At 71.0% G+C, this 6,169-nt stretch carries 6 protein-coding genes and 1 pseudogene; 2 read left to right on the plus strand and 5 right to left on the minus strand.

Annotated features, from left to right (window positions below):
• The first annotated feature begins 122 nt into the window (after positions 1–122).
• Entirely contained in the window at positions 123–719 is a 597-nt protein-coding gene (locus D7X32_RS42480) for a hypothetical protein (protein WP_120608199.1), read from the plus strand.
• A 44-nt stretch (positions 720–763) separates the two neighbouring features.
• Here D7X32_RS42480 and D7X32_RS42485 read toward each other — a convergent pair whose 3' ends face one another.
• Complete coding sequence (locus D7X32_RS42485; protein ID WP_120608200.1) at positions 764–1,777, minus strand: PEGA domain-containing protein; 1,014 nt, start codon at positions 1,775–1,777, stop codon at positions 764–766.
• A gap of 83 nt (positions 1,778–1,860) precedes the next feature.
• On the opposite strand from D7X32_RS42485, the gene D7X32_RS42490 reads away from it, so the two are divergent.
• On the plus strand, positions 1,861–2,388 hold the full coding sequence (locus tag D7X32_RS42490) for a hypothetical protein (RefSeq protein ID WP_167506570.1): 528 nt from the start codon (positions 1,861–1,863) through the stop codon (positions 2,386–2,388).
• A gap of 97 nt (positions 2,389–2,485) precedes the next feature.
• On the opposite strand, the gene D7X32_RS42495 is transcribed toward D7X32_RS42490, so the two are convergent.
• The 4 genes and pseudogenes from D7X32_RS42495 to D7X32_RS42510 form a co-directional block, all read right to left on the minus strand.
• Positions 2,486–4,009: a cellulose synthase family protein gene (locus D7X32_RS42495; RefSeq protein WP_120608202.1), complete on the minus strand. Its 1,524-nt coding sequence runs from the start codon at positions 4,007–4,009 to the stop codon at positions 2,486–2,488.
• A 316-nt stretch (positions 4,010–4,325) separates the two neighbouring features.
• A complete protein-coding gene (locus tag D7X32_RS42500) occupies positions 4,326–5,303 on the minus strand; it encodes a D-alanine--D-alanine ligase (RefSeq protein ID WP_120608203.1) in 978 nt (325 codons plus the stop codon).
• Positions 5,304–5,575: 272 nt separating this feature from the next.
• The gene (locus D7X32_RS42505; protein WP_120608204.1) at positions 5,576–5,881 is read right to left on the minus strand and encodes a hypothetical protein; all 306 of its coding nucleotides are present in this window, start codon (positions 5,879–5,881) and stop codon (positions 5,576–5,578) included.
• A gap of 2 nt (positions 5,882–5,883) precedes the next feature.
• Positions 5,884–6,169: pseudogene (locus D7X32_RS42510) on the minus strand (PEGA domain-containing protein); the annotation flags it as partial.

Genomic DNA, 6,169 nt, shown 5'->3' on the forward strand with positions numbered 1-6,169 from the left:
GGAGGTGGGGCCGCGGCCGCGGGGCCTGAGAGCAGCGCGCACAGCAGCCACCAGCCGGGGAGGGTCCGCATGGAGGGCATGCTAATTGACCCCGTCCAGGGCCGCTCGCTACAAGCCTCCGGGTGCGCCACTCGCGAACGTTGACCCTCTCCGCCGCCGCGCTGAGCCTCCTGGCCTGCGCCAAGCAGGTTCCTCCGACCACCGCCGCCGCGCCGCCCGAACCGCGCTCGGTCCAGCTGCTGACCGCCACGCCGGAGCGCGAGACGGCGCGCCTGGAGAAGCGGCGCGAGGACGTGGAGGTGGACACGCGCGAGGGCGAGCGCACGCCGCGCGTCGTCGCCACCGCGGAGACGCAGCCGATGCGGCTGGACGGCGCCCAGGCCCGCCTCTGCGGGGACGCCGCCTGCACGCAGGGCTTCGCCGTGGACAACTTCCTGCTGCTGGAGGTGCTGGACGCGAAGGGGAAGGTGTCGCGCCGCGCCGCCGTGGGCTTCACGGACAGCGTCTTCATTGGCAACGAGCAGGTGGACAACCTGGGCCGGCGCGCCTTCAGCTTCGAGCCCAACGAGGTGGACATCACCTCCCTGCTACCGGAGTCCGAGCCCTTCCGCGTCCGCGCGACCGCGCTGGACTACTGGGGCGTGGGCCGCGTGACGAACATCTTCCTGCGGCTGGAGCCCGGCGCGGGCCGCGCCGACGACGACCTCCGCGGCCACTGACAGGCTCGGAAGTTGGGGCGGACGCGGACGTCCGCCCCCGTGACTCAGAAGCGCACGCCGTTCGCGGGCAGCGCCGGGCGCAGACCGGAGAATCCGATGGAGCCGTCGCAATCCCCGCCGCACACCTGCCCGGGGGTGAGCTCCGAGGGGCTCCGGGTCACCGCGTAGGCTCCGGCGCCCGCCGCGGCGGCCACCACGCCCACGCCCACCCAGACGTACCACTTCTGGTACCAGGCCTGGCTGGTGCTCTCCTTCACCTCCGGCGGCTGCTCGGTGCCCAGCGCCAGGCCCGGCTGGTCCACCGGCTCCAGCGGCTTCGAGGGCTCCAGCACCGGCGTGCGAGGCGCGTCATCCGCCGCCGCCACCGAGGCCGTGGTGTCGGAGGAAGGACGCAGGCGCCCTTCCACGACGTAGAGCTGCCCGGCGCGCACGTTGATGTTCTTCACGTCCTTGAGCCCCGGCCCGCGGAACTCGATTTCGTGCGGCCCCTGGGACAGGGGGTGGTTCTCGATGGGGGCGGCGCCCACGCGCGTCCCGTCCACGAACACCGTGACGCGGGGCACGTCCGCGCGCAGGGTGGCGAAGCCCGTCGCCGCGTCCAGCGACACCGTCAGCTCCGTCGTCAGGCCCGGCGTCAGCGTCACCTGCTGGGTGAAGTCCGAGTAGTTCTGACGGCGGGCGACGACCGTGTGCTCACCCGGCGCCAGCTCCAGCGGCGTCTGCGGGTTCACCTCCTGGCCGTCCACCGTCACCTTCGCGCCGCGCGCGTTGCTGCCCAGCTTGAGGGCGAGCGTGGCCTTCGCCGGGGCCTCGTCGACGGTGGCCGCCGTCGCGGTGCCCTTGCCCGTCTTGCCCTTGCGCTTGCCCAGTTGCTCCTTCTTGGGCGGCGTCTTGCGCTTCGCCGTCGTCTTCGGCGGCTTCGCGGGCTTGGTCTTGCCCGCGGGCTTCGTGGGCTTCGTCGTGGGACCGAGGAGATCATCAATGTCCTGGGCGAACGACGCGGAGGGCAGCGCCAGGGCGGCGACGAGCGACAGGACGGCGAAGCGGCGAAGACTCATGTCAGGCCGAAGGTTAGAGAGTCATCCCAGGGGAAGCAAACACCGTCCCACCGGGCCGTCCGTTGGGAGAATATCCGCGCCCCATGCACCGCGCCCTCATCACCCTCCCCCTCGGCCTCTGTGTCCTCTCGCTCACGGCCTGTCCGGGCAAGGCCCCTCCCCGGGTGGAGACCGCCACGGCCTCCGCGCCGCCTCCCATCCACGTGCCGCCCGGCTGTGAGAAGGACCTGTCCGGCGACTACCACCACGCGCAGAACCCGGCCTTCCGCTACCTGGGCCAGGACGACGGCCGCACCCTGTCGCTCGCGGTGGTGCGCGCGTGGGCGGACGGCGGCGTGGAGTCCCCGGACGCGGGCTCCGTGGGCATCGTCCTCCACCGGACACCGGAGGGCTTCGTGGGCGAGACGCGCGCCACCGGCTTCAGCGCCTCCGGCACGCCCTGCCCGGTCGCCTTCCCCACGGAGGCGGTGGCCTGCACCGACGCCGGCCTCACGCTGAGGGCCGCGTCCAGCACCTCCATCGACGAGGGCTGCCGCCCTGCTACCTCCGGCCCCGCCCCGGTGCGCCAGGAACAGGTGCTGCTGCGCGGCCAGCCGGACGGGGGCCTGTAGCCCCGCTACCGGAAAAAGCACCGCGCCGCCCTCCCCGCCCTGGAAGTCCGGGGGGAAGCGGCGGCGCGAGGTGCACGGCGGAAGCGGTGTGAACGGATCAGGCCGCCTGACGCGGCTGCTCCTCGGAGGGCGTCACGGTGGGGGCGGCGTCCGGCACCTTCGCCCGGCCCGCCAGGCCCTGCAGCAGGCTGGACACGCCCACGTAGGCGAAGCCCGCCAGGAACAGGATGATGAAGGGCACCGACGTGTAGATGCGCGAGTCGATGGCGAACCACAGCGCCCCGGTGAAGTAGGCGGCGAAGAGCAGCTCCACCACCGGCATCAGCGTCTTGCTGCCCCGGTAGCTCTTCTTCACGGCCTTGACGCTCTTGCCTTCCGCGCCCGTCTTCGGCGTGCGCGCGAAGCCCGACTGCTGGTTGAGCAGCGCCTCGCCCACGGCCTTCGCGTTGTTGATGGCCAGGCCGATGCCCAGGCTCATCAGGAAGGGCAGGTACTTGAAGCGCTCCCAGCCCTTCACGCCGCGCTCGCGCTGGGCGGCCACGTAGAAGACGCAGACACTGGCCGTCGCGGTGATGAAGAACGGCAGGTCCAGGAACAGCGTGCCGTACAGGCCGTGCTGGAAGCGCACCACCATGCTGATGGGCATCAGCACGGACAGGAGCACCATCAACAGGTAGGCCATGTTGTTGGTGAGGTGGAAGAAGGCCTCGCGCTTCACCAGGAGCGGCAGGTCGCTCTTGAGGATGGTGGGCAAGAGCTTCTTCGCCGTCTGGATGGAGCCCTTGGCCCAGCGGTGCTGCTGGCTCTTGAAGGCGTTCATGTCCACCGGCACTTCCGCCGGGGAGATGACCTCCGGCAGGAAGATGAACTGCCAGCCCTTCAGCTGGGCGCGGTAGGACAGGTCCAGGTCTTCCGTGAGCGTGTCGTGCTGCCAGCCGCCCGCGTCGGCGATGGTGTCGCGGCGCCAGATGCCCGCGGTGCCGTTGAAGTTGAAGAAGCAGCCGGCGCGGTTGCGCGCGGTGTGCTCGATGATGAAGTGGCCGTCCAGGAAGATGCTCTGCGCCTGCGTGAGGATGGAGAACTCACGGTTCAGGTGGCCCCAGCGCACCTGCACCATGCCCACCTTCGCGTCCGCGAAGAAGGGCACCGTGCGCATCAGGAAGTCGGGGCTGGGGACGAAGTCCGCGTCGAACACCGCCACGTACTCACCCGTGGCCAGCTTGAGGCCGTTCTCCAGCGCGCCCGCCTTGAAGCCCTGGCGGTTGACGCGGTGGATGTAGACGATGTCGTGGCCCTTCTGACGGTGGCGCTCCACGCACGCGCGGGCGATGCCGCACGTCTCGTCCGTGGAGTCGTCCAGCACCTGGATCTCCAGCAGCTCGCGCGGGTAGTCGATGCGGCACACCGACTCCACCAGGCGCTCCACCACGTACATCTCGTTGAAGATGGGCAGCTGGATGGTGACCCTGGGCAGCGCCTTCAGCGTGCCGTTGGGCGTCGGCAGCTTGAACTTGTGGCGGTAATACAAAAACGCCATGCGATAGCGGTGGGAGCCGTAGACTCCCAGCACGCTCAGCAGGCTGAAGTAGACTGCCAGGAAGATGATCTCGACGGTGGTCATCGGTGACGCTCAGCCCCTCCCGCTGGCCCTGCGCCAGCGGTCCTACCAGACGTGGCGGCATGCCGACCGACCGCTCACGCTGACCGCCGCCTGTGGGTCTGCTGAGCCCCGCCCCGTATGTGCCCGTAAAGACAGGGCTTTGACCTTCCGGCTACTGATCGCCGGCGGACAATAGGGAGCCACCCGGGTCGTGTCAAACTATTCCCCGGATTCGAGAGGCTTTGAAAGGCGGCTTTGACGCAGGATGTTACCCCCTTCTTCCCTGCGTCCGGGGGCTGATGGGACGACGTCCCGGGTGCTCCGCGCGGCGGAGGACCTAGCGGGCGGCGCGCAGGGGCACGGGAGCGGAGGGCGCGACGACAGGGGCGGCTTCGGCGACGTGGGACTCGTCGCGGGTGGCGCGGTCGAGCACGCCCTGCACCAGCGCGGGGAAGTCCAGGCCCGCGCGGGCGGCGATCTTCGGCAGGAGGCTGGTGGGCGTGAAGCCCGGCAGGGTGTTCACCTCCAGGACGACGTCGTTCTCCGTGTCGGAGCAGAGCAGGTCCACGCGGCCGTAGCCCCGGCAGCCCAGGGCGCGGTAGGCGGCGAGCGCCAGCGTCTCCACGTTGACGCGGCGGGTGTCGGACAGGCGGGGCGGGAGGAAGTACTGGGCGCCGCCCTTGTACTTGGCGTCGTAGTCGAAGCCCTCGCGCGGGAAGGACACCTCGCAGCTGCCCAGCACGCTGTCGCCGAGGATGCCCACCGTCACCTCCTGCCCCTGGACGAAGCGCTCCACCAGGGCCTCGCCGCCGAAGCGGCACGCCTGGGCCACCGCGGGCACCAGCGCCCCGGCGTCGTGCACCACGGACAGGCCCACGGACGAGCCGCCCTTCGCGGGCTTCACCACGCAGGGGAAGCCGCTGTCGCCGTGCAGCTCCAGCGCGCGCTCCGCGTCCTCGCGGGCCACCCGGTAGCCCCGGGGCGTGGCCAGGTTGTGCAGTTGGAAGAGCTTCTTCGCCATGGGCTTGTCCATGGCCAGCGCGGAGGCCAGCACGCCGGAGCCGGTGTACGGAATCTCCAGCAGCTCCAGCAGGCCCTGCACGCGGCCGTCCTCGCCCATGCGGCCGTGCAGCGCGAGGAAGGCCACCTCGATGTCCGCCGCGCGCAGCGCCCGGTCCAGGCCCGGGCCCGCGAAGACGCGGGTGACGGTGTGCCCCAGGGTCTCCAGGGCCGCCACCACGGCCTCCCCCGTCTTGAGCGAAATCTCCCGCTCCTCGCCCCACCCGCCCATCAGCACTCCCACGCGCTTGCCCATGTCGATGATGCCTCCTTGGGCCCGCCTCAGAGCACGGATGATGCCACGCACCGGCGGTTCCTCCCGGCGCGGACGTCGCGTTCAAGTGGCTGGAATGACAGGGGTTTCCCGGTGACGTCCGCGGGCAGGCAGCCGTGTCCGGGGGGACACGGCGCGGCCCTGCGGCCACGTGCGGGAGTGTTTACAGGGCCCCAGGCAGCGGGCCCCCGAAGACGGAAGTGCCGGGCCCGGCCCCGGTGCACAGACCGGTGACGCGAGCCCGGCGCGGGACTTCAGCCCCCGTCGCGGACGCCGCCGTCGGTCAGCGGACCGCCATCCGAGGTGCCGGCATCCGTGCCGGTCCCCCCGTCGGAGGTGCCGCCGTCCGTGGTGGGGCCAGCGTCGCCCCCGTCGGACGTGCCCGCATCGGTGGGCGTGCCGTCCTCGGCGGTGCAGACCTCGTTGCGGCAGACGTAGCCCTCCAGGCACTGGCCCCGGTCACAGGGCTGCCCTTCGGGGTCGAAGTCGACGAGCAGGCTGCAGGCGGACAGTCCCAGGACCAGGGCCGAGGGAACGATGAGCGATGAAAGGCGGCGCATGGCTAGTAGTTCCGGAGATCGTCTTCGTCGAGCTTGGGACGCTTCTTCTCTTCCTCGCGCTTGCGCCTGGCGTCTTCCTCCGCCTTGCGCTTCGCCTCCTCGTCCGCCTTGCGCTTCGCCTCTTCCTCCTGCTTGCGCTTCGCCTCCTCGTCCTTCTTGCGCTGCTCCTCCTCGCGCTTGAGGCGGGCCGCCTCCTCACGCTGGCGCTTCGCCTCGGCCTCGCGCTCCTTGCGCGTCAGCTTCTTCGCGGGCGGCGCGGGCGGAGGCCTGTCTCTTATACACCTCTCC

It is taken from the genome of Corallococcus carmarthensis (genome assembly GCF_003611695.1).
In the GTDB taxonomy this organism is placed as follows: domain Bacteria; phylum Myxococcota; class Myxococcia; order Myxococcales; family Myxococcaceae; genus Corallococcus; species Corallococcus carmarthensis.

Bases quoted from the DNA above. Each gene is read 5' to 3' on its own strand.
- D7X32_RS42505 (WP_120608204.1), bottom strand. From the start codon at position 5,881: ATGCGCCGCCTTTCATCGCTCATCGTTCCCTCGGCCCTGGTCCTGGGA.
- D7X32_RS42495 (WP_120608202.1), bottom strand. From the start codon at position 4,009: ATGACCACCGTCGAGATCATCTTCCTGGCAGTCTACTTCAGCCTGCTG.
- D7X32_RS42500 (WP_120608203.1), bottom strand. From the start codon at position 5,303: ATGGGCAAGCGCGTGGGAGTGCTGATGGGCGGGTGGGGCGAGGAGCGG.
- D7X32_RS42485 (WP_120608200.1), bottom strand. From the start codon at position 1,777: ATGAGTCTTCGCCGCTTCGCCGTCCTGTCGCTCGTCGCCGCCCTGGCG.
- D7X32_RS42490 (WP_167506570.1), top strand. From the start codon at position 1,861: ATGCACCGCGCCCTCATCACCCTCCCCCTCGGCCTCTGTGTCCTCTCG.